The 24,635-nt window shown below is 72.2% G+C and carries 17 protein-coding genes and 1 pseudogene; 9 read left to right on the forward strand and 9 right to left on the reverse strand.

Going from position 1 to position 24,635, the window contains the following annotated elements; genetic code table 11:
- From Q0741_RS21275 to Q0741_RS21290, 4 genes and pseudogenes are all read right to left on the reverse strand, one after another.
- Positions 1-100 (reverse strand): annotated as a pseudogene (locus Q0741_RS21275) (electron transfer flavoprotein subunit beta/FixA family protein); the annotation flags it as partial.
- A gap of 14 nt (positions 101-114) precedes the next feature.
- Positions 115-603 (reverse strand): MaoC family dehydratase, encoded by a 489-nt coding sequence (locus Q0741_RS21280; protein ID WP_298235191.1) that lies wholly within the window; start codon positions 601-603, stop codon positions 115-117.
- 16 nt (positions 604-619) lie between these two features.
- Positions 620-2,401, reverse strand: coding sequence for an acyl-CoA dehydrogenase (locus Q0741_RS21285; protein WP_298235192.1), 1,782 nt, complete (start codon positions 2,399-2,401; stop codon positions 620-622).
- A 67-nt stretch (positions 2,402-2,468) separates the two neighbouring features.
- A complete protein-coding gene (locus Q0741_RS21290; RefSeq protein WP_298235193.1) occupies positions 2,469-4,115 on the reverse strand; it encodes an acyl-CoA synthetase in 1,647 nt (548 codons plus the stop codon).
- A 143-nt stretch (positions 4,116-4,258) separates the two neighbouring features.
- Here Q0741_RS21290 and Q0741_RS21295 point away from each other — a divergent pair, with 143 nt between their 5' ends.
- From Q0741_RS21295 to Q0741_RS21310, 4 genes are all read left to right on the forward strand, one after another.
- Positions 4,259-6,268 (forward strand): PAS-domain containing protein, encoded by a 2,010-nt coding sequence (locus Q0741_RS21295; protein WP_298235194.1) that lies wholly within the window; start codon positions 4,259-4,261, stop codon positions 6,266-6,268.
- Positions 6,261-6,977, forward strand: coding sequence for a response regulator transcription factor (locus Q0741_RS21300; RefSeq protein ID WP_298235195.1), 717 nt, complete (start codon positions 6,261-6,263; stop codon positions 6,975-6,977). The genes Q0741_RS21295 and Q0741_RS21300 overlap by 8 nt, the downstream gene beginning before the upstream one ends.
- A gap of 266 nt (positions 6,978-7,243) precedes the next feature.
- On the forward strand, positions 7,244-8,932 hold the full coding sequence (locus tag Q0741_RS21305) for an electron transfer flavoprotein-ubiquinone oxidoreductase (RefSeq protein WP_298235196.1): 1,689 nt from the start codon (positions 7,244-7,246) through the stop codon (positions 8,930-8,932).
- Between the two features lie 96 nt (positions 8,933-9,028).
- Entirely contained in the window at positions 9,029-9,346 is a 318-nt protein-coding gene (locus Q0741_RS21310; protein ID WP_298235197.1) for a hypothetical protein, read from the forward strand.
- Between the two features lie 78 nt (positions 9,347-9,424).
- Here Q0741_RS21310 and Q0741_RS21315 read toward each other — a convergent pair whose 3' ends face one another.
- The gene (locus Q0741_RS21315) at positions 9,425-9,703 is read right to left on the reverse strand and encodes a hypothetical protein (protein ID WP_298235198.1); all 279 of its coding nucleotides are present in this window, start codon (positions 9,701-9,703) and stop codon (positions 9,425-9,427) included.
- Positions 9,704-10,182: 479 nt separating this feature from the next.
- On the opposite strand from Q0741_RS21315, the gene Q0741_RS21320 reads away from it, so the two are divergent.
- A complete protein-coding gene (locus Q0741_RS21320) occupies positions 10,183-10,842 on the forward strand; it encodes a hypothetical protein (RefSeq protein WP_298235199.1) in 660 nt (219 codons plus the stop codon).
- 56 nt (positions 10,843-10,898) lie between these two features.
- On the opposite strand, the gene Q0741_RS21325 is transcribed toward Q0741_RS21320, so the two are convergent.
- Both Q0741_RS21325 and Q0741_RS21330 read right to left on the reverse strand, forming a co-directional pair.
- The gene (locus tag Q0741_RS21325) at positions 10,899-12,407 is read right to left on the reverse strand and encodes a hypothetical protein (RefSeq protein ID WP_298235200.1); all 1,509 of its coding nucleotides are present in this window, start codon (positions 12,405-12,407) and stop codon (positions 10,899-10,901) included.
- A gap of 457 nt (positions 12,408-12,864) precedes the next feature.
- On the reverse strand, positions 12,865-14,925 hold the full coding sequence (locus Q0741_RS21330) for a thioredoxin domain-containing protein (RefSeq protein ID WP_298235201.1): 2,061 nt from the start codon (positions 14,923-14,925) through the stop codon (positions 12,865-12,867).
- Positions 14,926-15,108: 183 nt separating this feature from the next.
- On the opposite strand from Q0741_RS21330, the gene Q0741_RS21335 reads away from it, so the two are divergent.
- From Q0741_RS21335 to Q0741_RS21350, 4 genes are all read left to right on the forward strand, one after another.
- Positions 15,109-16,962 (forward strand): autotransporter assembly complex family protein, encoded by a 1,854-nt coding sequence (locus Q0741_RS21335; RefSeq protein WP_298235202.1) that lies wholly within the window; start codon positions 15,109-15,111, stop codon positions 16,960-16,962.
- Between the two features lie 95 nt (positions 16,963-17,057).
- Positions 17,058-21,389, forward strand: coding sequence for a translocation/assembly module TamB domain-containing protein (locus Q0741_RS21340; RefSeq protein WP_298235203.1), 4,332 nt, complete (start codon positions 17,058-17,060; stop codon positions 21,387-21,389).
- Positions 21,390-21,518: 129 nt separating this feature from the next.
- Positions 21,519-21,713, forward strand: a complete 195-nt coding sequence (locus Q0741_RS21345; RefSeq protein ID WP_298235204.1) for a DUF3606 domain-containing protein — start codon at positions 21,519-21,521, stop codon at positions 21,711-21,713.
- A 17-nt stretch (positions 21,714-21,730) separates the two neighbouring features.
- Positions 21,731-23,314, forward strand: a complete 1,584-nt coding sequence (locus Q0741_RS21350) for a glycine betaine ABC transporter substrate-binding protein (RefSeq protein ID WP_298235205.1) — start codon at positions 21,731-21,733, stop codon at positions 23,312-23,314.
- 65 nt (positions 23,315-23,379) lie between these two features.
- Here the strand turns inward: Q0741_RS21350 and Q0741_RS21355 are convergent, their stop codons facing one another.
- Positions 23,380-23,646 (reverse strand): hypothetical protein, encoded by a 267-nt coding sequence (locus Q0741_RS21355; RefSeq protein ID WP_298235206.1) that lies wholly within the window; start codon positions 23,644-23,646, stop codon positions 23,380-23,382.
- A 182-nt stretch (positions 23,647-23,828) separates the two neighbouring features.
- A partial coding sequence (locus Q0741_RS21360) for a TRAP transporter large permease subunit (RefSeq protein WP_298235207.1) occupies positions 23,829-24,635 on the reverse strand: 807 nt, incomplete at its 5' end.

Raw genomic sequence — 24,635 nt, forward strand, 5'->3', positions numbered from 1 at the left:
TCATCTTCACGCCGGCGAGGTCCATGCCCGAGCCGTCGCTTTTCACGCGCACCTTGACGTTGTAGTCCACGACGCGCTTCACGCTCACCAGAACTTTCATTGCACTTCCTTCCTTCAAGCAGCCAGGGCCACGCCGGGCTGGGTCTGTGCCTGCGCAGCCTGGGCCGCCTGGCGCGCCGCCGACGAGGTGGTCATCACCGTCGCCTCGCCATCGATGACGACCACGCCCTTGACGCGGCACTCGGTGGACAGCACCGCGCGCGCCTTGGCCGTGTCCACGGACAGCACGGTGACAGTAGCGTGCACCGTGTCGCCCGGGCGCACCGGCGCGCGAAAGCGCATCTGCTGTCCCAGGTACACCGCGCCGGGTCCCGGCAGCCGGTTCGCCACCGCGGCCGAGATCACGCTGGCCGTGAGAAAGCCGTGCGCGATGCGCCCGCCGAAGCGCGTGGTCGCAGCGAACTCCTCGTTGGTGTGCACCGCATTGCTGTCGCCCGAGACGGCGGCGAACAGCACGATGTCCGCCTCGGTGATGGTCTTGGAATAGGTGGCCTGCATGCCGGGGCGCAGGTCCTCGATGTCGTAGCCGTTGAGGTCGTTCATTTCGCAACGGTCCGGTTCAGAACTGGTCGTCGGCCAGGCACAGCGTGGTGTCGCTGCCATGGACCACGGTGTCGCGCAGCGCGCCGGCCTGCACCAGGACGTGCGCGGCGAAGTGCGCCGCCGTGGCGACCTTGGCGCGCAGGTACGAGGCGTCGCCCTCGCCGGCGGCGAGCTGCTTCACGGCCGCGTCGGCCAGCAGCGCGCTGAGCCAGCCGCCGATCACCGTGCCCGACAGGCGCAGGAAGGGCACCGAGCCCGCGGCGCACTTCGCGGGCGCCTCGGCGCTGTGGGCCAGCAGCCATTGCACCGCGCTCTCCAGCGCGCCGAGGGCGCCGTGCAGCGACTGGCCGATGCGGGCCACCGCCGCGTCCTGGCTGTCGAGCAGCCGGCGCGCGTCCGCGTCCATGCGCTGCAGCAGCACGCCCATGGTCTTGCCACCCTCGCGGGCGATCTTGCGGCCGATCAGGTCGTTGGCCTGGATCGCCGTGGTGCCCTCGTAGATCGTCGTGATGCGCGCGTCGCGCAGGTACTGCGCCGCGCCCGTCTCCTCGACGAAGCCCATGCCGCCGTGGACCTGCACGCCGTCCGAGGCGATGCCCAGCGCGTTGTCGGTGCACCAGCCCTTGACCACCGGCGTGAGCAGGTCCACCAGCGCCTGGGCCCGCGCGCGCTCTTCGGCTTCGGGGTGGCCGTGGGCGCGGTCCATCTGGCTGGCGGCGAAATAGGCCAGGGCGCGCATGGCCTCGACCTTGGCCTTGCTGTCCATCAGCATGCGGCGCACGTCGGGGTGGCCGATGATGGTCTTGCTGCCCGTGGCGGTGCGGCCCTGCACGCGCTCCAGCGCATAGGCGCGGGCATGCTGGTAGGCGCGCTCGGACACGCCCAGCCCTTCCAGGCCGACGTTGAGCCGTGCATGGTTCATCATCGTGAACATGCAGGCCAGGCCGGCGCCCGGCTCGCCCACCAGGTAGCCGATGGCGCCGCCCTTCTCGCCGAAGCTCATGGACGCCGTGGGGCTGCCGTGGATGCCCAGCTTGTGCTCCAGCGACGTGCACAGCAGGTCGTTGCGCTCGCCCAGCGAGCCGTCCTCGTTGACGAGGAACTTGGGGCACAGGAACAGCGACAGGCCCTTCACCCCGGCCGGCGCGTCCGGCAGTCGCGCCAGCACCAGGTGGATGATGTTCTCGGCCAGGTCGTGCTCGCCCCAGGTGATGAAGATCTTGTTGCCGCTGACGCGGTAGTGGTCCCCTTCCGGCACCGCACGGGAGCGGATGACGGAGAGGTCCGAGCCGGCCTGCGGCTCGGTGATGTTCATGGTGCCGGTCCAGCGGCCGGCGACCATGTTGGGCAGGAAGCGCTGCTTGAGCGCTTCGCTGCCGTGGTGCGAGATCGCCTCGACGGCGCCCAGCGTGAGCATCTGGCACAGGCTGAACGCGTGGTTGGTGGACTTCCACATCTCCAGCACCGCCGTGGACACGAGCGTGGGCAGGCCCTGGCCGCCGTACTCGGTGGCCGCGGGCATGCCGTTCCAGCCGGTTTCGCAGAAGCTCGCGTAGGCCTCCTTGAAGCCGTCGGCGGCGTTGACGACGCCGTCCTTCCAGCGCGCGCCCTGCACGTCGCCGATGCGGTTGATCGGGTCGAGCACGCCGGCGGCGAACTTGCCGGCTTCTTCGAGGATGGACTCGACCAGGTCGGCCGAGCAGTCCTCGAAGCCGGGCTGGGCACAGACCGCGTCCAGATCGCCCACGACCTTCATCGTGAACAGCATGTCGCGCAGGGGGGCGCTGTAGGTGGACATCGTCATCTCCTTATGAGTCACTTCTTGAGGTATTCGGCTCGACGGGCCGAGGCAACTTGCCCGGGCCTTACTCGATGGCGCTGGCCGACTTGGCGCGTTCGCGCAACAGGAACTTCTGGATCTTTCCGGTAGAGGTCTTGGGCACCTCGGCGAACACGATGCGCTTGGGCACCTTGAAGCGCGCGAGCTGCGAGCGGCAGAAGTCGATGAGCTCCTGCTCGGTGATGGTGGGCGCGCCGGGCTTGAGCTCGACGAAGGCGCAGGGCACCTCGCCCCACTTCGGGTCGGGCAGCGCCACCACCGAGGCCACCAGCACGTCGGGATGCCGGTGCAGCACGTCCTCGACCTCGATGGAGCTGATGTTCTCGCCGCCCGAGATGATGACGTCCTTGCTGCGGTCCTTGATCTTGATGTAGCCGTCGGGGTGCACCACGGCCAGGTCGCCGGTGTGGAACCAGCCGCCGGCAAAGGCTTCCTCGGTGGCACCGGGGTTCTTGAGATAGCCCTTCATCACCACGTTGCCGCGGAAGCAGATCTCGCCCATGGTCTCGCCGTCGGCGGGCACGGGCTGCAGCGTCTCGGAATCGAGCACCGCCACGGCCTGCTGCAGCGGGTAGGCCACACCCTGGCGGCCGTTGAGTTGCGCGCGCTCCTGTGCCGGCAGGGCCGCCCAGTGCTCCTGCTTCGCGCACACGGCCGCGGGGCCGTAGACCTCGGTGAGGCCGTACACGTGCGTGATCTCGATGCCCGCGGCCTCGCAGCCCTCGATGACGACGGCCGGCGGCGGCGCCCCCGCGATGAGCCCGCGCACCACGCGATTCAAGCCCTGGCGCAGTTCGGCCGGGGCGTTGATGAGCATGCTGTAGACGATGGGCGCGCCGCACAGGTGCGTGACGCCGTGCTCGCGCATCAGCGGCCAGATCAGCAGCGGATCGACCTTGCGCAGGCACACGCTGGTGCCGGCGACGAGCGCCATGGTCCAGGGGAAGCACCAGCCGTTGCAGTGGAACATCGGCAGCGTCCACAGGTACACCGGGTGGTGCGGCAGGCTCCAGGCGACGACGTTGTTGGCGGCATTGAGGTAGGCGCCGCGGTGGTGCGTGACCACGCCCTTGGGGTTGCCGGTGGTGCCGGAGGTGTAGTTCAGCGCGATGGCGTCCCACTCGTCGGCCGGCAGCCGCCAGGCGAAGTCCGGGTCGCCCGAGGCCAGCAGCTGCTCGTAGCTGATCTGGCCCAGGCGCGCGCCGGCGGGGGCGGTCTCGTCCTCGACCTCGATCACCAGCGGGCGCTTGCCGCCCAGCTGTTCCAGCGCGCGCGCCACCACGGGCGCGAACTCGCGGTCGGTGAGCAGCACCTTGGCCTCGCCGTGCTGCAGCATGAAGGCGATGGCCTCGGCGTCGAGCCGGGTGTTGAGCGTGTTGAGCACGGCGCCGGTCATGGGAACGCCGAAATGCGCCTCGAACATGGCCGGCACGTTGGGCAGCATCGCCGCCACGGTGTCGCCGGTGCCGACGCCATGCTTGACCAGCGCGCTGGCCAGGCGGCGGCAGCGCTCATAGGTGCTCTTCCAATCCTGGCGCAGCGCGCCATAGATGATGGCCGTGCGCTGCGGGTACACCTGCGCCGCACGCTCGATGAAGCTCAGCGGCGACAAGGCCACGAAGTTGGCTTCATTCCTGTCCAGGCCCAACGAATAGGGATTGATCCGTGTCATCTTGTTCCTCCAGCGCTGCCTGTGGTGGTGGTGGCTGCGTCACGGACCGAAGGATGGCGGAGGAGTTTTTCAGGCTTGCCAAGCAAATATGACGAATGTTTGCATCCCCTTCGGCAGGGGAGCGGCGCTCCTAGAATTTGCGCATGCAAGCAGCTCGCAAGGTCCCCATGGTTGCGAATCCGTCAGCCGGCCAGGCGCAGCCGCCGAACCGGCTCGCCGTGCTGGAGGCGGCGCTGAACCACATCGACCAGGGTTTCAGCCTCATCGACACCGAGCTGCGCCTGGTGGCATGGAACGCGAGCTTCATCCAGCTCCTGGACTTCCCGGCCGAGATGGTCTACGAGGGCGCGACCTTCGAGAGCCTCGTCCGCTTCAACGCGCTGCGCGGCGACTACGGTCCCGGCGACGCGGAGGCGCAGGTGGCCGAGCGCGTGGCGCTGGCGCGGCGCTTCGAGCCGCACGAGATCGAGCGCACCCGGCCCGACGGGCGTGTGCTGCACGTGCGCGGCACGCCGGTGCCGGGCTGGGGCTTCATCACGGTCTACACCGACGTCACGGCGCAGCGGCGTGCCGAGGCCCAGCTGGCGGAGCAGGTGGCCGAGCTGGAGCGGCGCGTGGCCGAGCGCACCAGCGAGCTGCGGCTGAGCGAGGCGCAGATGCGGCTGATCACGGACTCGCTGCCCGCGCTCATCGCCTACTTCGACCACAAGAAGGCCTACCGCTACATCAACCGCGGCTACCAGGAGTGGTTCGGGCTGGACCCGGCGCGGCTGGACCAGGTCAGCGCGCGCGAGTACCTGGGCCACGAGACCTACGCCAGCATCCGGCCCAACGTGGCGCGCGCCTTTGCCGGCGAGCCCGTGAGCTACGAGTACGAGGCGCGCTGCGTGGACGGGCGCGTGCGCATGGCGCGCACCACGCTCATTCCCGAGAAGTCGGCCGACGGCACCGTGATCGGCTGCTTCGAGCTGACCTTCGACGTCTCCGAGCTGCGCCGCGCGCAGGAGCTGCTGTCGCAGGCGCAGAAGATGGAGGCGCTGGGCCAGCTCACCGGCGGGCTGGCGCACGACTTCAACAACATGCTCACGGTGATCATCGGCAACCTCGGGGCGCTGCGCGAGCTGCGCAGCGACGAGGCCGTCACGGAGTTCATCGACCCCGCGCTGGCCGCGGCGCGGCGCGGCGCGGAGCTCATCCGCGCGCTGCTGGGCTTTGCCCGGCGCCAGCCGCTGGAGTCGCAGGCGGCCGAGGTGGGCCCGCTGGTGGCCACGGTGGTGAACCTGCTGCGCCGCTCGCTGCCCGAGGGGCTGGAAGTGGGGCTGGACGCCGGCGAGCTGCCGCTGTGGGCCTGGGTGGACGCCAGCCACCTGCAGGACGCGCTGGTCAACCTGGTGCTGAACTCGCGCGACGCGCAGGCCTCTTCGGTGGTGGTGAAGGTCGGCGCCGACACCCTGTCACCGCAGCGCGCCTTCGAGCTGCAGGCGAAGCCGGGCAGTTACATCCGCATCGACGTGCGTGACGACGGCCATGGCATGGACGCCGCCACGCGCTCGCGCGTGTTCGAACCCTTCTTCACCACCAAGCGCCCGGGCACCGGCACGGGGCTGGGCATGTCGATGGTGTACGGCTTCGTGCGCCAGTCCGACGGCGCGGTGGCCATCGACAGCGCGCCCGGCGCGGGCACCACCGTCACGCTGTGGCTGCCGGTGGCGCGCGGCGCGGCGGCGCACCTGCTGGCCGAGGCCGGCGGCGAGAGCGGGCACCGCCCCGAGCCGGCGCTGGAGCTGGCACTGCTGGTGGAGGACGACACCCAGGTGCGCAAGGTGGTGCGCCGCGCACTGGTGGACCTGGGCTTCGCGGTGCTGGAGGCCGAGAACGGCACGGAGGCGCTGCAGATGCTGGAGTACACGCCGCGCATCCAGCTGGTGCTGTCGGACGTGGTGATGCCCGGCGCGGTGGACGGGCGCGAGGTGGCGCGCCAGGCGCTGGCGCGCGGCGTGCCGCGCGTGGCGCTGATGAGCGGCTACGTGCCCGGCGATCAGCGCGACGCCGGCGAGGTGCCGATGCTGGGCAAACCCTTCACCAAGCGGCAGCTGGCGGACTTCCTGCAGCGCCAGGTGCAGGCGCGCGTGGCGGGGCCGGCCCATGGTTGAGAACGCATCGGCGTTGATCTACATCGTCGAGGACGATGCGGAAGTGGCGCGCCTGGTGGAGATGTCGCTGCGCGATTTCGGCTTCGCGTGCGAGAACTTCGGCAACGCCGCGGCGGTGCTGCGCCGGCTGCAGGGCGAAGTGCCGGACCTGTGCATCGTGGATCTGGGCCTGCCCGACATGGACGGCATCGAGCTCGTGCGCGAGATCGCCCGGCGCCACAACTGCGGCATGCTGGTGCTCACCGGGCGCGGCCACACGGTGGACCGCGTCATGGCGCTGGAAGGCGGCGGCGACGACTACGTCGTGAAGCCCTTCGAGCCGCGCGAGCTGATCGCGCGCGTGCGCAGCATCCTGCGCCGGCGCGGGGCGAGCGTGCCCGGCACGGCGTCGCTGCAGCGCCGCCACGCGCGCTTCGCGGGCTGGAGCCTGGACTGCGCCGCCAACCTGCTGCGCGCGCCCGACGGCACGGAGACGCTGCTGGGCACGGCCGAGGCGCAGGTGCTGCGCACCCTGCTGGAGCGGCCGCACCAGATCCTCACGCGCGAGCAGCTCATGGGCGCACGCGACCTCTCGCCACTGGACCGCAGCATCGACGTACGCATCTCGCGGCTGCGCCGCAAGTTCGAAGCCGACCCGCAGAACCCCAAGATCATCAAGACCGTGTACGGCGCGGGGTACATGCTGGTAGCGACGGTGGAGTGGTCTTAAGAAAACGCTTGCAGGGCCCCGCTGACACGGCATTGGCGAGGCTCGTGGTGAATCAGTAACCCGTTCGTCCTGAGGTATCGAAGGACGAATCCGTCAGGCTGCCATGGCGCACATGGAGCCGCCGGAACCTTGAGCCGTTCGCCCTGAGGTATCGAATATCGAAGGGCGAGTCCGTAGGCTCGTACGCCGGCCGTTCATCCTTCGATACCTCGGGACGAACGGAGCTGGTGCCGCGATTTCGTTGACTTGTAGACCCAAAGCACACCATGACCCCTTCACACCTCATCGACCAATACGGCCCGCGCGAGGCCATGGACTACGACGTGGTCGTGGTCGGCGCCGGCCCGGCCGGGCTGGCCACGGCGATCCGGCTCAAGCAGCTTGCACAGGCCGCTGGCACCGAGGTCTCGGTCGCGGTGCTGGAAAAAGGCTCCGAGGCCGGCGCGCACATCCTCTCGGGCGCCGTGATGGACCCGCGCGCCCTCACCGAGCTGCTGCCCGACTGGCAGCAGCGGGGCGCGCCGCTGAACCAGCCCGTCACGGGCGACGACGTGCTCTTCCTCACCCCCGACGCCGCGCACCGCACGCCCGACTGGCTGATCCCGCGCAACTTCCACAACCATGGCTGCTACGTCGTGGCGCTGGGCGCGGTCGTGAAATGGCTGGCGGAGCAGGCCGAGGCGCTGGGCGTGGAGGTCTTCCCCGGCTTCGCCGCCGCCGAGGTGCTGTACGGCGACGGCGGCGCCGTGCGCGGCGTGGCCACCGGCCACATGGGTTTAGGCAAGGACGGCGAGCCCACGGCCGAGTTCCAGCTCGGCATGGAGCTCAATGCCCGCTACACCATCTTCGCCGAGGGCGCGCGCGGGCACCTGGGCAAGCAGCTCATCGAGCGCTTCGAGCTCGACGCGGGCCGCGACCCGCAGAGCTGGGCCCTGGGCATCAAGGAGCTGTGGGAGATCCCGCCGGAGAAGGCCCAGCCCGGCCGCGTGGTGCACACCGCCGGCTGGCCGATGAATGCCGACACCTACGGCGGCGGCTTCCTCTACCACCTCGACGGCAACCGCGTGACGCTGGGCTTCGTGACCGGGCTGGACTACGCCAATCCGTGGCTGAGCCCCTTCGAGGAGATGCAGCGCTGGAAGACGCACCCGGCCATCCGCGCCCACCTCGAAGGCGGGCGGCGCATCGGCTACGGCGCGCGCGCCATCGCTGCGGGCGGGCTGATGAGCCTGCCCAAGCTGGCCTTCCCGGGCGGCGCGCTGGTGGGCTGCGACGCCGGCACGCTCAACGCCGCGCGCATCAAGGGCAGCCATGCCGCGATCAAGACCGGCATGCTCGCGGCCGAGGCCGCCTTCGAGGCACTGCAGGCCGGCCGCAGCCATGACGAGCTGGCCGCCTACCCCGCGGCTTTCGAGCGCAGCTGGCTGCACGAGGAACTGCATGCCGCGCGCAACTTCAAGGCCTGGTTCAAGAAGGGCATGCGCGTGGGCGCGCTGATGACGGGCATCGAGCACTGGCTGCTGCCCCGGCTGGGCGTGAAGACGCCGCCGTGGACGCTGCGCCGCAACCAGCCCGACCACCTCGCGCTGCGCCCTGCGACCGAGCACACGCCCATCGCCTACCCGAAGCCCGACGGCAAGCTGACCTTCGACCGCCTCTCCAGCGTGTTCATCAGCAACACCAACCACGGTGAGGACCAGCCGCCGCACCTGCGGCTCAAGGACGCGGATGCGCCGCTGACGCTGAACCTCACCCGGTACGCCGGACCCGAGGCGCGCTACTGCCCCGCCGGGGTGTACGAGTTCGTCCCCGCCGAGGCCGGTGGCGGCCAGCGGCTGCAGATCAACGCCCAGAACTGCCTGCACTGCAAGACCTGCGACATCAAGGACCCGACGCAGAACATCACCTGGGTCACGCCCGAAGGCGGCGGCGGGCCGAATTACGCGGCGATGTAAAAGCCGTGCGATTTCAACCCTTCAATCACGGCAGGACAAAGCTCCTGCCGTGGCGGGATCTTTGTATCTGGTGTCCAAATGACGGGCGTCCCTACCATGTTTTCAACGTATTCGGGAAATTTCCTGAATACGGCGGCAGACCATCACACCTTTTTTCCCATGCCGGTGCGGGCATCGGCATGCGTGAATGGAAGTACCGTCATGGCAGGTACGGAGTCGCAGCGGGTCGCGTTCGAGCTTTGCTTTGAATCGCTGGTGGATCCGCGCCGCAATCAATCCTTTCCCTGCGATGCCGGCGGCCACGTGGACATGGACAGCCTGGAGCAACACAGGCTCCGCGAGTACCTGTATGCCCGCACGGTGATCGGCCGGGAATACCGCACGCCGCGGATTCGGGCGCGGCATGGAAACTGAGCCGGCCCCGGCTCAGCCCGTGCCGATCGAATCCATCGCGTCTTTTCCGCGCCTGGTCCGGACGCGGCACCCGGACGCTCAGCGGGCGGGCGCGTAAAGCCGTGTCAGCCGCCTGCCGTCACTGCTGCGGTGGCGGCCCTGGCGCGGCTCCAGCCCGAAGTCGCCCAGCACCTCGAACACCTTCACGGCCTCGGTGAGGCGGGCCACCTCCACCACCTGCACCAGCTCGCCCTCCTCCTCGATGCCGATGCGCATGGCGGGCGTGGAAGGGTCCGCCGGTGGTTGCTTCGCGTGCAGCTCGTTCAAACGGCGGCGCAGCTCGGCGCGGTTCAAGGAAGAAAAGGCGATGTGGTTCATGCGGCGTTTCCGTGAGGCAGGGTTTCCGGCATGGGCGCGCGGCACGGTTTGCAGCCGCGGACCCCGATCGCATGAAACAGGATGCCGGCAGCCCAGGCTCGCGGTCCTTGATGCTGATCAGCATCGGCCATTTAAAAAGCAATGGCGACCCTGCAGCCCCGGGAACGGACCCGGGGAAATGCCCGGCCATTTGCATTGGTGCAGCGCATCAGGGGGATAACCCGGATTGCATCACAAGCCAACAATTAGCCCGCACCGGCATCACGAAGGTTAATCAACGGGGCCACGGCGGTGCAAGACACCTTTGAAATTTCTCAGGGATAGAGTTTCGAAATAGATCTCGACGGAATGAAATAAATATATTTCCGGCATCCCGTTCAAATCGCCATGACACAGCCCAGATTCCCCGGGCCTTGAGCTTGCTGCTTCACGTGCATACCCCGCTGCCGTCGGCGCGCATCGTTTCCAGGAGATTGACCATGACATCCCCTCTACTCCTCCGCTGGACCCTCACCACCGTTGTGGCCGGCGTTGCGGCGCTCGCCCAGGCGCAGACCCCGGGCGGCGTCGGCGGGGGTGTGGGCACCGGCACGGCGGCGGGCAGCCCGGCCGGCAGCGCCAGCGGCGTGGGCTCGACCACCGGTGCCGTGCCGGGCAGCACCGGCGCCCCCATAGGCGCCCCGGGCACCACGCCAGGCAGCGTGGGCACGACGGGTACAGGCGCCGGGACGGTCACGGGCACCGGGGTCCCGGCCACCACGCCGGGCGGCGTGGGCACCACGACCGGTACGGTCCCGGGCAGCGTGGGCAGCACCACGGGCACCGGCATCCCCGCGCCCGCCCCCACGGTTCCCGGTGCCATCGGCGCCGTGCCCGGCACCACCACGCCCGCCCCCAGCCCGACGATTCCCAGCACCACGCTGCCGGGCACGACCATCCCCAGCCCGGCGCTGCCACGTCCGGCCGTCCCGGGTGCCACGCTGCCCGGCACCACCATCCCGAGCCCGGCCGCCGTTCCCGGCACCAGCACGCCCGTCCCGGGCGCCACGGTACCCAGCACCACCAACCCGGGCGGCACGATCCCCGGCGGCACCGTGCCCGGCGGCACGGTCGGGTCGCCCGCGACGCCGCCGCGTTGAGCTGAAGAAGCGCGCCGGCCGGATCAAGCCTTCGACCGCCAGGCCGGCGCGGCGCCTCACACCCCCTGGTACGTCCGCACCTGTGTCACCTCGTAGTCGGCGTTCTGCACGTAGTGGCCCTTGTGGTCGCCTTCCTTGAAGAGCTTGCCGGTGTCCTCGTCCACGTACAGGCGTCCCACGCGTCCGCCGGCGCCGGGGTCCTTGAACTCGTAGTACAGGCGGTTCTGGTCGTCGTAGCCGCGCTTGTCGATCGTGACGAAGTGGTCCGTCATGCGGTCGGCGTTGTAGGACTCGTCGGCATACGACACGCCGATGACGGCCGGGTAGCCGGCGTCCAGCACCTTGTCGATGTACTCGCGGCCCAGCCGCGCCTGCGTCGGGTCGATGGCCACGCGGCCCTCGGCGTCCTCCGCGTAGGCGATCTGGATGGCCTGGTCCGGCCCGTCGAGCTTGGGCGCGACGTCGCCATGCTGCTTGCGGTTGTGATCCGTGCAGGCCTTGACCGCGGCCTCGAAGCAGGCCTTGCCGCCCTTCTCCGCGTCGCCGGGGTAGAGCGAGAACTGGTCCACGCCCTTCATCTTCAGGTCCACCGGCTTCTGGTCCTTCGGATCGACCTTCATCGCATCCGCGGCCACCGTGAGCGGTGCCTGCAGCGCCGCGGCCTTCCCGGGTGCCGCGTACTGCGCCAGCGCGAAGTTGGCGGTGATGTCGTCCCGGATCGCGCGCAGCGCACCGGCGCCGGCGCTGTCGCCCACCCGGCCATCGGCGCCCTTGTGCCGGGCGCTGGCGATGCCGTCCGCGCTGCCGTCGGCCCGGTCGAGCAGCGCGTGCAGTTGGCCGAATTCCCTGCGGCCCTTGATCTGGCCGTCCGCACCCGCGATCGCCTCCAGGTCGGCGCGGCTCACCGCGCCGCCCAGCGCCTTGGTGACGTTGGCGCCGAGGTGGTTCAGATCCAGCACGCCATGCTTGTCCGCGAGCGCCGTGAAGGCCTTCGCATCCAGGCCCCCGCGCGCCACCTCGCGGTTGGCGGCGACCTCCTGCTTCAGCGCCTCGTAGAGCTTGCCGGCCGTGGTCGGCATCGGCGACCCGGCCGCGTCCGGCGTCGCCACGTCGAAGGACGAGCCCTTGCCGTTGCGATCGAAACCGTCGATGAAGGCGAAGAGCTTTTCGGGCGCCACGAAGCCGTGCTTGTCGGCCAGCTTGGCCAGCGCCGCCGGGCTGCTGCCGGCATCGGCCAGGGCCTGCTGCAGCGGCGCGCTCAGGTTGTTGACGTCGATGAAGCCACCCTTCATCTCCTTGAGCAGGTCGCTCCTCGTGACCGGCGAGGGCAGCGCGGCCCCCCCGCCGCCACCACCGCCTCCAGGCGCGGCGTAGGCGAAAGCCGGCAAGCCCAGGGGCAGCGAACCAAGCCGGGCCGCCGGATCGCCCCAGGGCGCGAATGACGGCGCCCCGTCCTCGCCGGGCGGCAGGCTGCCCGGCGCAGCGGTGTCGGCGCCCTCCAGGTCGGCCGCGGCCTCCGGTTCGAAGCCGGGCAGCGTGGCGATGTGGGTGTTCAGCTGGATCACGTCTGGGCCTTTCTCGCCGGCACCCGGCGGCGGTGATTGCAATGAAGGGGAGAACTGGATCGGCGCCATGCTCGGCGCCGCGCCGGGTGCCGCCAAGTCGGTGGAGGCCCGCGCTGGGGACGGCCCGCGCTGGGAGCGCTCCCATGCGGAGGCGGCCCAGCTGAGTGCCCTCCCCCGGACATCGCCTTGGCCCTTGCGCGCTCTTCCCGGCCCGGCCAGGACGCCGATGGGGTCTGGGCTTGCTGCTGTCGCGCTCATCGGCCAGCGGCTCTCTGGGCAGCGGTGGCTCCATCGGCATCACGCGCGCAGCTTCGGGCGCCAGTTCTTCCGGTTCGACGGGCTCCGGGTCGGGTTCGGGCTCGCCGGCTTCCGGTGGCAGCTCACGCTGGGCCCTTGCGTGCCGGTGCTTGGGCGGGGTTGCGGGACCCCGCCCTCTTTTTTGCGGCAGCGCCGGAGCTCAGCCCGGCCCGGCCGGCACACCCGGATGCAACTCCTGCAACTGCGCCTGCAGCGTCCCTTCGTCGCGCGCGGGCAGCTCGCAAGCGCCCTGGCGGCACAGGTAGGCCTCGCCGGCGCGGCGGCCTTCGAGCAGCGGCCAGGCCCCGGGCTCGTCCCGCAGCAGCGTCGCCAGCGGCGCGAGGCCGCGGCGTGCCAAGGCCCACAGCGCTTCGCCGCCCGGGGCGGGCACCGCCAAGTCCGCGCCCAGCTCGGCCAGCAGTTGCGCGTGCAGCAGGGCCGGCACGCCCAGCGGGGCACGCTCCATCAGTTCGCCCAGGCGCTGCAGCGCCGCGACGGCGGCGTCGCGCCACTCGGCCCGGCCGCAAGGGCCGGACAGGCGCAGCAGCAGCTCGCAGGCCGCGGCCGTGCCGGAGGGGACGGCGCCGTCCTGCAGGTCGCGCGCGCGCAGCGGCAGCGTGGGCGCGGGCTCGCTGTCGAAGAAGCCTTCGACCGCGTCGTGATGGCGCCGCATCACGCCCTCGGCCAGGCGCTGTGCGTGGCGCAGCCACTCGGCGTCGCCGGTGGCGGCGTGCAGCTCCAGCAGGCCCAGGCCGAGCTGGGCCTGGTCGGACAGGTAGCTCTGCGGCCTCCGCACGCCCTCGCGCCAGGCGTGGTGCACGCGGTCGTCGGCCACCAGCGTCCGCAGCGCGAAGCGCGCGAGCCGCACCGCCGCGTCGATGAAATCCCGCCGCTCCAGCAGCCGCCCGGCCTCGGCCAGGGCGCGCAGGGTCAAACCGTTCCAGTCGGCCAGCACCTTGTCGTCGGTCAGCGGCCACACGCGCCGCGCACGCGCGGCGTAGAGGCGCTCGCGCACCGAGCGCTCCCAGTCGGCGAAGGCGGGCTCGTCCAGCCCCAACGCCTCGCGCGCGCGCGCCGGGTCGCGCCGCTCCAGCACGTTGCGGCCGTGCTCCCAGTTGCCCTGGACGGTGACGCCGTACAGCGTGGCGGCGGCGGCCGCGTCCTCGCCCAGCGGCGCCTGCAGCTGCTCCAGGGTCCAGACGTGGAATCGACCCTCCTCGCCCTCGGCGTCCGCGTCCTGCGCCGAGGCGAAGGCGTCCGGTGCGGCGGCCGGGTGCATCTCGCGCAGCAGGTACGCCAACGTGTCCTCGGCCACGAAGCGCAGCCGCGGCTCGCCGCTGAGCCGCCAGGCGCCGGCGTACACCCGCGCCAGCTGCGCGTTGTCGTAGAGCATCTTCTCGAAGTGCGGCACCTGCCAGCGCGCATCGGTGGAGTAGCGCGCGAAGCCGCCGCCCAGGTGGTCGTAGACGCCGCCCTCGGCCATGCGCCGCAGCGTGGGCAGCAGCATCTCGCGCGCGCGCTCCTGGCCCGAGGCCGCCAGCGCCAGCAGGTACTGCAGCAGCGGGCCCTGGGGGAACTTCGGCGCGGTGCCGAAACCGCCGTGGGTGGCGTCGAAGCGCGCTTCGAGCGCTTCCAGCGCCATCGAATGCACCCGCGCGTGTGGCGGCTGGGGGCGCGCCGAAACCGCCGCCACGCCTTGCTCCAGCAGCTCGTACAGCGTCTCGGCCTGCGCCTCGACTTCCGCGCGCTCGTGGTGCCAGGCCTGGCGCACGGCGGTGAGCACCTCGGAGAAGCTTGACGCGCCCGGCCGCGGCCTGGGCGGGAAGTAGGTGCCGCCAAAGAAGGGTTTCAGCGCCGGCGTGAGGAACATGTTCATCGGCCAGCCGCCGCGCCCGGTGAGCGCCTGCAGCGCGCGCATGTAGACGTGGTCCACATCGGGCAGTTCCTCGCGGTCCACCTTGATGGCGACGAAGTCCTCGGCCAGCTGGCGCGCGATGGCCTCGTCCTCGAAGCTCTCGCGTTCCATCACGTGGCACCAGTGGCAGGTGGCGTAGCCCACCGACAGCAGGATCGGCCGGTCCAGCGCCCGGGCCCGCTCCAGCGCCTCCGGGCCCCAGGGATACCAGTCCACCGGGTTGTGCGCGTGCTGCAGCAGGTAGGGACTGGTCTCGCGCGCGAGCCGGTTCGCGGGGCGCGCGGGAGTGAGGGTGGTGGAGTTCATGGCGGGTACGGCTGGATACCCGGCCGCGAGGGCGGCCGGCTTGCGGGGGCGAGCAAGCGCGCGGCCTGGAGAGGCGGGGTGACGCCAGCACCAAGCCCCGCACACCCGCCTTTTGGGCCCCCATCCCCGGTGCCGGTATGGTGATTGCCTTCTGTCCCGACCGGCTCTCTTCCCATGTGCCTGATGCCCGTCCTACGTCCCTTCGCACTCGCCTTCGCCCTGGCCTTGCCCCTGCTGCTGGGCGCCTGTTCCGTGCTCAAGCCGAAGGGGGACCAGGAGGCCGCGGCCGCCCGGGGCGAGCCGCCGGCCGAGGGGCCGCCGCGCTACGAGATCGTGGTCGAGGCGCCACGCGCGCTGCGCGACCTGGTGGCCGAGAACCTCGACCTCGCCCGCTTTCGCACCGTACCGGCCGAGCAGGGCCTCACCGACGAGGAGCTGGCGCGGCTGGTGGACCAGGCGCCGCAGCAGGCGCGCGCGCTGCTGCGCACCGAGGGCTATTTCAACGCGCAGGTGCAGGCCGCCCTGGAGCCCGCGCCCGCCGAGGGAAAGCTGCCGCGCGTGGTGGTGCGCATCGAACCCGGGCCGCGCACGCACATCGACGCCGTGAGCGTGGAGGTGGACGGCGAGCTGCGCCGCCGCGCCGAGGCCGGCGAGCCCGCCGCCGCGAAGCTGCACGAGCGCGTGCGCAAGGACTGGGCGCTGCCGCCCGGCGAGCCCTTCCGGCAGGACGACTGGAGCGGCGCCAAGAACGCCGCGCTGGTCCAGCTGCAGGCCAACGGCTACCCGGCCGCCACCTGGACCGACACGCAGGCCCGCGTGGTCAGCGCCGAGCAGCGCGCCTCGCTCACGGCGCAGGCCGACAGCGGGCCGCTGTTCCACCTGGGCGGGCTGCGCATCGAGGGCGTGCAGCGCTACGGCGAGACGGCCGTGCGCAACCTGGCGGACTTCGCGCCGGGCGAGCCCTACAGCGAGCAGAGGCTGATGGAGTACCAGGACCGGCTGCGCCTGAGCGGGCTGTACGACGGCGCGGCCGTCAGCATCGACACCGACCCGGCGCTGGCCGCGGCCACGCCCGTGACGGTGCGCGTGCGCGAGCAGCGGCTGCAGAACGCCACGCTGGGCGTGGGCTACAGCAGCGACACCGGCCCGCGCTTCTCGCTGGAGCACGTGCACCGCCGCCCCTTCGGCCAGGACTGGACCGCGCGCAACAACTTCGCCGTGGGCAGCCAGCGCAAGCTCTGGGAGTTCGACCTGCGCTCCTACGCCCAGCCCCGGCTCTGGCACAACCTGGTGGCGGGCAACGTGGAAACGCTCAAGAGCGCCGACGAGGACCGTTTCTCCGCGCGGCTGCGCGCGGGCCGCACGCAGGACCGCAACCGGCTGGAGCGCACCTACTACGTGGAAGCGCAGCACGCGCGCGTGGACTCGCCGCTGGGCCGCAGCGAGGCGCAGGCGCTCACCGGCAACGCCGACTGGGCCTGGCGCAACGTGGACAGCCGGCTGCTGCCCACGCGCGGCCAGGCCGTGATCCTGCAGACCGCCCTGGGCTACGCGCGCGCCAACCAGGCCGACAGCGGCCCCTTCGGCCGCGTGTACACGCGGCTGCTGGCCTTCCGCCCCTTCGGCGACGGCTGGAACGCGCGGCTGCGGGTGGACCTGGGGCAGGTGTTCGCGCGCACCGGCGTCGGCGTGCCGGACCCGCTGCTGTTCCGTGCCGGCGGCGAGGAGTCGGTGCGCGGCTACGCCTACCGCGGCCTGGGCCCGGTGGTCAACGGCGTGGTCACCAGCGGACGCTCGCTGTTCACGGCCAGCGCCGAGGTGGCGCACCCGATCTCGCGCCGGATGCCCGCGCTGTGGGGCGCGGCCTTCATCGACGCCGGCAACGCCGCGGATCGTTTCTCCGAGCTGGACCCGGCCGTGGGCGTGGGCGTGGGCCTGCACTACCGCAGCCCGGTCGGGCCGCTGCGGGTGGACCTGGCCTACGGCGTGGACGACGCGCGTTTCAGGCTGCACGTGACGGCGGGAGTAACTTTCTGAAGACCGCGAAGGCTCCAGCAATGGTGGTGGCCTTGCGGCTCGAAGCCCCAGCGCCGCATCACCTCGCCCGCCCCTCCTTTTCCGACTCCTGACCCATGGCCGCTCTCCATCCCTCTTCCGCGCCCGACGCCGCGCCGCCTCCCCCGCCGCCCCGGCGCCCGCGCCGCCTGCGCCGCGCACTGCTGGCCGTCGCCGTCCTGCTGCTCGTGCTGATCCTGGCCGTGGTCTCGGTGCTGTGGTGGAGCCTGCGCACCGAGCGCGGCACGGCCTGGGCGCTGGCGCAGCTGCCGGGGGTCACGGTGACGAATCCGCGCGGCTCGCTGCTGGGCGACTTCGGCGCCGAGGGCGTCACGGCACGCTGGGGGCGCGGCGGCGAGATCCGGCTGGTGGACGTGGGCTGGACCAACCTGCGCGTGGGCCGCTTCCGCCTGGGCGGCCAGTACGCGCAGGTCGCCTTCGACACGCTCTCCGCCCGCCAGGCCTTCCTCACGCTGCCCGCCTCCGAGGAGCCGCCACCGCCCAAGTCGCCCCCGCCGCAGCACATGCGGCTGCCGGTGGCGCTGGAGGTCGGGACGCTGCGCATCGGCGAATTCCATGCCGCGGCGCTGGCCGGCGAGCCGCTGCGCGAGCTGCGGGCCGCGCTGCACGTGGGCGAATCGGGCGGGCGCCAGCACCGCATCGACGGCCTCTCGCTCTCGCGCGGCCCGCTGCAGGCCAAGGGGCGCCTGCAGCTCGGCGCCGATGCCCCCATGCCGCTGCAGGCCGACCTGACGCTGGCACAGCCCGCCACCGGCGGCTTGCCGCCCTGGGGCGCGGCGCTGCAGTTGCGCGGGCCGCTGGCACAGCTCTCGGCGGACGCGGCCTTGCAGGTGCGCACCCGGCCGGCGCAGACGCTGCTGGGCGCCGCGACGCTGGCACCCTTCGCGGCCTTTCCGCTGACGCGGTTGCAGGCCCGGGTGCAAGCGCTGGACCTGTCGCTGCTGGCGCCTGGGGCGCCGCGCACTGCGCTCAACGGCCAGGCCCTCATCCAGCCCAGCCCACAGAACCAGCTCCAGGCCCGCCTGGACCTGGACAACGCCCTGCCCGGCCCCTGGGACACCGGCCGCGTGCCGCTGCGCGAGCTGCGGCTGGCCGCCCTGGTGAACCCCAACGACCTGGGCCGCCTGCAGCTCAACGATCTGCAAGCCCTGCTGGGCAGCGCCGATGCCCCGGCCGGGCGCCTGCTGGGCCAGGGCCGCACGGAGGGCGACGGCTGGACGCTGCAGGCCACGCTGGAGGACGTGCGCCCGGCGCGCCTGGACACGCGCGCGCCGGCGCTCATGCTGGGCGGACAGCTGGAAGCCACCGGTCGGGGTTTCAACCTGGGAGCGGCGCCGGCCGCCGCATCGGCACCAGCCTCGTCGGCCAGTGCCCCGGCGGCAGGCGCCGGCGCCACGCGCGCCATCGACCTGCGCGGCGGCCTTGCCGGCGCCCTGATCGCACCGGGCGGGACGCAGCCCTTGAAGCTCCAGCTCGATGCCGGCTGGCAGTCCCAGGCCGCCACGACGCTGGTGGAGCTGCGGCGCCTGGACGCCGGCGCGGGCGCGGCGCGGCTGTCGGCCCAGGGCCGGATGCGCCAGCCGGGCACCGGCGCGCCCTGGCAGCTGGACAGCCGCGCCACGGTGGACGACCTGGACCTGCGCCCCTGGCTGCCGGCCAGCATGGACAGCCCGCTGCGCCGCCGCCCCAGCCGGCTCGCGGCGCGCATCGAGGCGGCGCTGACACTGCCCGGCGCGGGCCCCGCCGGGGACCTGCTGGCGTGGCTGTCCACGCTGCAGGGCCAGGCGAAAGTGAGCGTGCCGCCCAGCCAACTGGCCGAGCTGCCGCTGCAAATGGAAACCACGCTGCGCGGCACTGGATCGGGGCTGCAGGTGGCGCTGAACGCCGATGTCGCGGGCAACGCCGCGCGCGCTGAAGGCCTCGTTGCACGCAACCCGGCCGCCGACCGCTGGCAGGCCACGCTGAACGCCCCGGCGCTGCAGCGGCTCTCACCGCTGGCCGAATTCCTGCCGGCGCCCGCACCGGCCAAGGCGGCCGGCAAGGGCCAGGCGCCGAGGAACGCCACGCCGGGGGGCGGCACCACCGCCACGGCCGGCAGCCCACCGGCGCGTCCGCTCAGCGTGGGCGGCGCCCTGCGCGCCGAGCTGCGCGTGGACGGCCGCTGGCCGGCGCTGCGCAGCCAGGGCGAGGCCAGCGCCGAGGGTTTGTCTCTGCCGACCCTGCGCCTGCGCAGCGCCCAGGCGCGCTGGCGCGTGGCGACCTCGGGCGACGCACCGCTGGACGTGGATGTGCAACTCGCCGACCTGGCGCTGGCCGGCGCCGAGCAGTGGCAGCGCGTGCCCGCCTTGAACCTGCGCGTGGACGGCAGCACCCGTGCGCACCGGGCCTCACTGTCGGGCGAGGTGGCCGCGCAGCCGCCGGAGTGGACCGACGTGCTGCAGCCCCCGCCGCCCGGCGCGGCCGGGGCCCGCACCCGCTTCGTGCTGGAGGCGCAGGGCGGCCTGCTGCAGTCGGGCAGCGGCACGCTGCCCGCGACGCTGCGCGGCTGGCAGGGCCGGCTGCTGCGGCTGGACGCACGCCGCGCCGGCGCATCGGACGCGCTGCTGGAAGCCTCGGACGTGGGGCTGGAATTCCGCCTCGCCGACGGCAGCCAGCCCGCGCGCTTCGCCATGCAGCCGGGCCGGGCCCAGGTGCTGGGCGCGGGCGTGCAGTGGAGCGCAGTGCGCTGGCAGGCGGGCGCGGCCGGCGCGCCGGCGTTGATCGACGCCGCCGTGTCGCTGGAGCCGCTGACCGTGGCGCCCCTCCTGGCGCGGCTGCAGCCGCAGCAGGGCTGGCAGGGCGACCTGGAGATCGAGGGGCGCGCGGTGCTGCGCTCCGCGCCCGTGCTGCAGGTGGACGTGCTGGTGCAGCGCCGCCGCGGCGACCTGAGCCTGGCGGCCGGCGGCAGCCGGCGGCCCATGGGCCTGAGCGCGCTGAGCCTGTCGGTGCGGGCCCAGGGCAATACCTGGAACGCCGCCGCTGGCGTGGCGGGCCAGCAGATCGGCGTGCTCTCGGCCGGTGCCAGCGCCCAGACCGCGCCGGGACAAACCTGGCCCGGCGCCGACACGCCGCTGCAGGGCAACCTGGAGCTGCGCGTGGCGGACCTGGGCGTGTGGGATCCCTGGCTGCCCGTGGGCTGGCGCCTGGGCGGCGCGCTGGAAGCGCACGGCCGGGTCACGGGCCGGGTGGGCGCGCCGGAACTGGCCGGGCGGCTGGACGGCAACCGGCTGGCGGTGAGCAACTTCGTCGAAGGCGTGCGCGTGCGCGACGGCGAGCTGCGTGTGGCGCTGCAGGGCGAGCAGCTGCGCATCGAGCGTTTCATGGCCCATGCCGGCGACGGCACGGTGCGGCTGGAAGGCGGCGCGCGGCTGGGTGCGGAGCCGGCCGTGGACGTGGCGCTGGTGGCCGACCGCTTCCAGGCGCTGGGCCGGGTGGACCGGCGCATCGAGGTCAGCGGCCGGGCGCAGGCACGGCTGCAGGAGCGCGCGCTGTCGCTGCGCGGCGGCTTCAAGGTGGACCAGGGCCTGATCGACCTGGGCCGCAGCGCGGCGCCGGCGCTCTCGGAGGACGTGGTGGTGGTGGACGACCCCACGCTGCAGCCCACGGCCCAGGGCGGCGGCCAGCCGCGGACGCCCATGCGCATGGACCTGGATCTGCGCCTGGACCTGGGCAGCGACCTGCGCGTGCGCGGCAAGGGCATCAACACGCTGCTGGCGGGCGAGCTGCGCGTGACGGCGCCGCGCGACCAGATCGCGGTCACGGGCACGGTGCGCACGGTGCAGGGGGTGTTCGATGCCTACGGCGCCAAGCTCGACATCACGCGCGGGCTGGTGACCTTCAACGGCCCGGTGGCCAACCCGACGCTGGACATCGAGGCGCTGCGCACCGACCTGGAGGCGGTGAAGGTGGGCGTGGGCATCACGGGATCGGCCCAGAACCCGCGCGTGGCGCTGGTGTCCACGCCGGAGATGGCGGACATCGACAAGCTGTCCTGGCTGACGCTGGGCAAGGCCTCGACGGACCTGGCGGGCGACCAGACGGCGCTGATGCAGCGCGCGGCGCTGGCGCTGCTGGCGGGCAACAAGGGCAGCAGCGGCCCGGGGCTGGCGCAGCGCCTGGGGCTGGATGCGCTGTCCTTCTCGCGCGGCGCCTCGGGCGGCCTGTCGGATGCGGTGGTGGGCGTGGGCAAGCAGCTCTCGGAGCGCTTCTACGTCGGCTATCGCCAGAGCCTGGACGCCACCGGCGGCGGCTTCGACCTGATCTACAAGATCGCCGAGCGTTTCACCTTGCGGCTGCTGACGGGGGAGACGACGGGGGTGGACCTGGTTTGGACTTGGAGGTGGGATTGAGCAGGGAGCAGCTTACTGGCTGAAGCAGGGGGGCCGTTCCTTTACGCCGTCATCCCCGCGTAGGCGCACTGCTGTGGTTGAACATCCCCCACCCGCTGAACCACGGCATGGCGCTTGCCTCGCCCGGGCATGGCTACCGACAACCAACCCCACCCGCCCGGAGACACCATCGACCTGAACGACGAGGCGGCCATGCGCCGCTGGGTCGATTACTTCGGTGTCACGGCCACGCAACTGGAAGAAGCGGTGAAGTCCGCCGGCAACCGAGCCGAGGACGTGAAGCAGCACCTGCTCAACCAGGGCAGCAGCGCCGGCGCGAGCTGAGGCCGGCGCCGGCCGCGATGCCCGGCGCCTGGCTGTGGCGGGCACTGACCGGCCTCGTGCTGGGCTGCGTCTGCGCCTGGACGCTGGCGCCAGCGCCGGCCCCGACGGCAAGCGGTACGGCCGCGGCGGCGCCCGCCGCTGCGGTGGTCGTCGGCTCCAAGCGCTTCACCGAGAGCTACCTGCTGGGCGAGCTGGCCACGCAGGTCCTGCAGCGCGCCGGCATCGCGGCGCAGCACCGGCAGGGGCTGGGCAACACGGGCATCCTGGAGCAGGCGCTCGGCAGCGGCGCCATCGACCTGTACCCGGAGTACACCGGCACCATCGCGCGCGAGCTGCTGCGGCGCGAAGGGGCCGATGCGCCACGCACGCTGGAGCAGCTCAACGCACTGCTGGCGCCGCGCGGGCTCAAGGCGGCCGTGCCGCTGGGCTTCAACAACACCTACGCGCTGGCGATGCGCGAGGACGAGGCCGCGCGGCTGGGCGTCACTTCCCTTTCGGACCTGGCACGGCTGCCGGGCGAGCGGCAACGCGCGCTGCGCTTCGGCTTGTCGCACGAGTTCCTGCAGCGCGCCGACGGCTGGCCTGGGCTGCGCCGCACCTACGGCCTCGACGCCGACCCCGGCGCCGGGCTGGACCATGGCCTGGCCTACCAGGCGCTGGCGCAGGGACAGGTGGACCTCATCGACGTCTACACCACCGACGCGCAGATCGGCCGCCTGCGGCTGCGCGTGCTGCACGACGACCGCAATTTCTTCCCCCGCTACGACGCGGTGCTGCTGATGCGCGCCACGCTGGACGAAGCCCCGCTGCGGGCGGCGCTGGCCGGGCGCATCGACGAGGCGGCCATGATCGCGATGAACGCCCGGGCCGAGCTGGACGGCCGCCCCTTTGCCGAGGTGGCGCGCGAGTTCCTGGACGGGCGTGCCGGCGGCGCGGGTGCCGCGGCCTCGGCGCCTGCCACAACGCGCACGGCGCCGGGCTTCATGGAGCGGCTGCTGGCGCCGGACCTGGGCCCGCTCCTGGCACAGCACCTGGCGATGGTGTTCGGCTCGCTGGCGCTGGCGGTCGCCGTGGGCGTGCCGCTGGGGGTGCTGGCGCACCGCTTCCGGCGCCTGGCCGGCGTGCTGCTGGGCGCGGTGGGCGTGCTGCAGACGGTGCCCTCGCTGGCGCTGCTGGCCTTCCTGATCGCGCTGGTGGGGCGCATCGGCTTCGTGCCGGCGCTGCTGGCGCTGTTCGTCTATGCGCTGCTGCCCATCGTGCGCAACACGCACGCCGGGCTGGCGGGGGTGCCGCCGGGACTGCGCCTGGCCGGCGCTGCGCTGGGCCTGCGCAGCGGGCAGGTGCTGCGCGCGGTGGAGCTGCCGCTGGCCGCGCCGGTGATGCTGGCGGGCATCAAGACGGCGGCGGTGATCAACGTGGGCACCGCCACCGTGGCGGCCTTCGTGGGCGCGGGCGGCCTGGGCGAGCGCATCGTCTCGGGCCTGGCCCTCAACGACCACACCCAGACCCTGGCCGGCGCCGTGCCCGCGGCACTGCTGGCGCTGGCGGTGCAGGGGGTGTTCGAGGCGGTGGAGCGGCGGCTGAGGCGGGTGGCAAGCTAAATCCAGTTCCCGCTTGTCAGTGCGAACGGGCCATTTCACGATCAACGTGAAATTGGAATAAGTGCTCAATCCAGCTGCCGCGCCGCCAGGTCCTCCGCGTGGGCGATCTGCCGCTCCGCCTGGTGCAGCGCCTGGCAAATGCCTTCCAGCGCCCGAGCCGGCATGGCGTCGCGCGCCGCGTCGGCGCCCAGCACCGCCAGTTGCGCCTGCTCGCGCAGGTCGGCGATGCGCTTGAGCAGGCAGCGCACCTCGAACGCCGACAGGTGGGACGGGACAGCAGCGGACCGGCAGGGCTCGGCCACTGCGCGGGAGGGTTCAGCCAGGGTGCTCATGGCAGCGGTGAAGAGGACGGGAACGACCGGTTCAGAGTACTGTGTTTTCATACATATGTCGGTCGCATATGTTTGCGCCTTCGGCACCCGGCTCACCGCGATGGCCCAGGCCCCGACGGCATCCAATCTTCAGATGGGGCCGCGGGGCGGCGGCGCAAGCCGCCCCGCGGCGCGGGCGCGCGTCAGCGCCCGTAGAGCTGCTGCGGCAGCCACATGCCGATGGCCGGGAAGATGTACAGCAGCACGATGGCCACGATCTGGATGCCCATGAAGGGCAGCATCCCGGCAAAGATCTGGTTGAGCGTCACGTGCCGCGGCGCCACGCCCTTGAGGTAGAAGGCGCTCATCGCCACCGGCGGGCTCAGGAAGGCGGTCTGCAGGTTCAGCGCCACCAGCAGGCCGAAAAACAGCGGATCGACGCCGAAGTTGTCCAGCAGCGGGATGAAGATGGGCATGAAGATCACGATGATCTCGGTCCACTCCAGCGGCCAGCCCAGGATGAAGATGATCACCTGGGACAGGAGCAGGAACTCCGTGCGGCTGAGGTTCATGCCCAGCACCCAGTTCTCCACCAGTTCCTGCCCGCCCAGCAGCGCGAAGGCGGCGGAGAAGATGGCCGAGCCCACGAACAGCCAGCACACCATGGCGCTGGTCTTGGCGGTGAGGAACACCGACTCCTTGACCACCTCCAGGTTCAGCCGCCCGTAGGCCGCCGCCAGCAGCGCGCCGCCCAGCGCCCCCACCGCCGCCGCCTCGGTGGGCGTGGCCAGGCCGAAGACGATGGAGCCCAGCACCGCCAGGATCAGGACCAGCAGCGGGAAGAAGCTGGCCAGCAGCATCTTGAAGATTTCCAGCCGCGCGAAGCTCAGCCGCGCGTAGTACAGCGCCAGCGCGGCGGCGCCCACGGCCAGCGTGATCCAGAAGCCCCGCGGCGCGGGACGCGGCGCGGCGGCCTCGCGCTCGGCCGCCGGAGCCGAGGCGCCGTCGGC

This window comes from uncultured Azohydromonas sp. (genome assembly GCF_937926365.1).
Taxonomy (GTDB): Bacteria; Pseudomonadota; Gammaproteobacteria; order Burkholderiales; family Burkholderiaceae_C; genus Azohydromonas.